3 protein-coding genes are annotated in these 2363 nt (G+C 63.9%); all 3 read left to right on the top strand.

Annotated features, from left to right (window positions below; all coding sequences use genetic code 11):
* The first annotated feature begins 266 nt into the window (after positions 1–266).
* Positions 267–1127, top strand: coding sequence for a cobalamin-binding protein (locus VIW95_RS13030; RefSeq protein WP_331587168.1), 861 nt, complete (start codon positions 267–269; stop codon positions 1125–1127).
* A complete protein-coding gene (locus tag VIW95_RS13025) occupies positions 1124–2161 on the top strand; it encodes an iron ABC transporter permease (protein WP_331587166.1) in 1038 nt (345 codons plus the stop codon). The genes VIW95_RS13030 and VIW95_RS13025 overlap by 4 nt, the downstream gene beginning before the upstream one ends.
* Positions 2158–2363: ATP-binding cassette domain-containing protein (locus VIW95_RS13020; protein WP_331587164.1), on the top strand; the 206-nt coding region annotated here is incomplete at its 3' end. The genes VIW95_RS13025 and VIW95_RS13020, both read left to right, overlap by 4 nt.

The following is a 2363-nucleotide window of genomic DNA, read 5'->3' as shown; positions in this document are numbered from 1 at the left end:
GGCGCCGTGACGATTTTTCAGCTCGACGGCGAGCGAGATGGCGCGCAGATCGTATGCGCTGATCACGTTAGGCCCGTCGCGCTTGATCGTTTTGGTCGTGGCGTCGAAGTTGGCTTCTTCGATCAGCGGTATCTGCTTGATGCAAACGGCAATCTTGAGCACAAAGCTATTCCTCTTCCCGACGAGGCTAGTTGAGCGCGCCGCGCGGATGCAACAAAGGGCGAGGGTGGCTTACCGGCGCTGCTGCGATCAGGTAATTTCGCGAGGTGGGTTTGTATCGACTCGCGGCCGCCGCCGCGCTCTGCGTGAGTTCAATCGCGCTCGCCTCGCCGGCCAACGCGGCCGCGCAGGTGCGAATCGTTTCGCTGGCGCCGAGCGTGACCGAGACACTGTTCGCGCTCGGCGCAGGCCCCGACGTTGTCGGCGTCTCGCAATATTGCGACTATCCGCCGCAGGTGCGCGAGTTGCCGCGGGTGGGCTCGTTTCTGACGCCGAATCTCGAAGCGATCATCGCGCTGCGTCCGACGCTGGTGGTCGGACTTGAACTGTCGTCGGACGTGCGCCAGATTCGCGCGTTGAATTCGATGGGCTATCCGGTGCTGCTGGTCAGCGACGACTCCTTGGAACAAATCGAAACCAGCATCGAGAAAGTAGGCGCGCGAATCGATCGCGAGGACGAGGCACATCGGCTCGTCGCGCAGATTCGGGCGCAGATCGCGACAGTCCAGAATCGGCTCGCGAACGTGAAGCCGGTGCGCGCGTTGATGCTGGTCGGTCATCAGCCGATCGTCGCGGTCGGGCGCCACACTTACCTCGACGAACTCATGCGCATCGCGCGCGCCGATAACATCGTGGACGCAGTCGGCGAGCAATGGCCGCATCTCAGCCTGGAATTCATCATCGCCATGCGTCCTGAAGTCATCCTCGACGGCGCGATGGGTACCGATCCCGCGTCGTCGAGTGATTTCTGGGAAAAGTATCCGACGATTCCCGCGGTGCGCGAGGGTCGCGTCTATGGTTACGCCGAAGATCCGATGCTGCACGCCGGGCCGCGCGTCGGACAATCGCTCGAGATAATCGCGCGCAAGATTCATCCCGAGGCGTGGGGACAGGGTGCCCACAAGTGAACGCGGCCGCAGGCAAATCAGCGCCGGCCGCGCATCTCACGCGCATCCGGCTGGTCTCGATTCTGGGCGCGCTGACGATTCTGCTGACCGTTTGCGCTATCGCGGGATTGTTATTTGGCACCGCGCATATCAGCCTTGCGCGCGCGTTTTCCGATCTCGACAGTCCCGATCACGCAATTTTCTTTGCCGCGAGATTGCCACGCGTGTTGATGGGCGTGATCGTCGGCGCGATGCTCGCGGCGGTCGGGACGGCTCTGCAAGCCCTCGTACGCAATCCGCTCGCAGAGGGCGGCATCCTGGGGATCTCGGGCGGCGGGGCGCTCGGCGCGATTCTCGCGCTGGTGATGTCCGCAAAGCTCGGCGGCGGCGAGGCGCTCGTCCCGCTGTGCGCATTCGGCGCCGCACTGCTCTCGACGGTGGCCGTTTACCGGCTTGCGATGGTTGACGGCCAGCTCGAGCCGTTCACGCTGCTGCTGGTCGGCGTGATCTTCAACGCGTTCTGGGGTGCGGCAATCATGCTGGTTAACAGCGTCGTGAACTTTTACTACGCGCACAGCATTCTGTTCTGGCTGATGGGCAGCCTCGAGGCGCCGACCTATCGCGAGGCTGCGATGGTCGCGGGCCTGGGGCTCGCGGGCTTTGCCGTGCTCATGTATCACGCGCGCGATCTGAACCTGCTGAGCCTCGGCGACGAGTCGGCCGCCGAACTTGGCGTCGACGTGGACCGGCTGCGCCGCACGATTTTCGTCGCGACCTCGGTCATGATCGGCGCCGCGGTTTCCGTCAGTGGAATCATCTCATTCGTGGGACTGATCGTCCCGCATACTCTGCGACTGATGTTCGGTGCGGATCACCGGCTTCTGCTGCCGGCGTCGCTGATCGGGGGCGCCGCATTCATGGTTGCGGCGGACTTGCTCGCGCGCGTCGCAATCGCACCGGCTGAGATTCCCGTCGGCGCGATCACCGCGCTCTGCGGCGGCCCCTTCTTCATTTATATGCTGCGCCGCGAAAGCCGGAGACCTCTTTCGCTATGACCACCGCATCGCGTGACACCCCTGCGATGCGTGCGAGCGCGATTCACGCCGGCTATCCTGGCGTGCCCGTGTTACATTGGGTCTCGATCGAAGTGGCGGCCGGCGAAATGCTGGCAATCGTCGGTCCCAACGGCGCGGGCAAGTCCACGTTGCTCAAGGTCCTTGGCGGATCGATCAAGCCGGCCGCTGGAAGCGTCGAGCT

Source organism: Binatus sp. (SeqCode) (assembly GCF_036522015.1).
Lineage (GTDB): Bacteria > Desulfobacterota > Binatia > Binatales > Binataceae > Binatus.
This window is presented reverse-complemented; position numbering and strand designations above follow the sequence as displayed.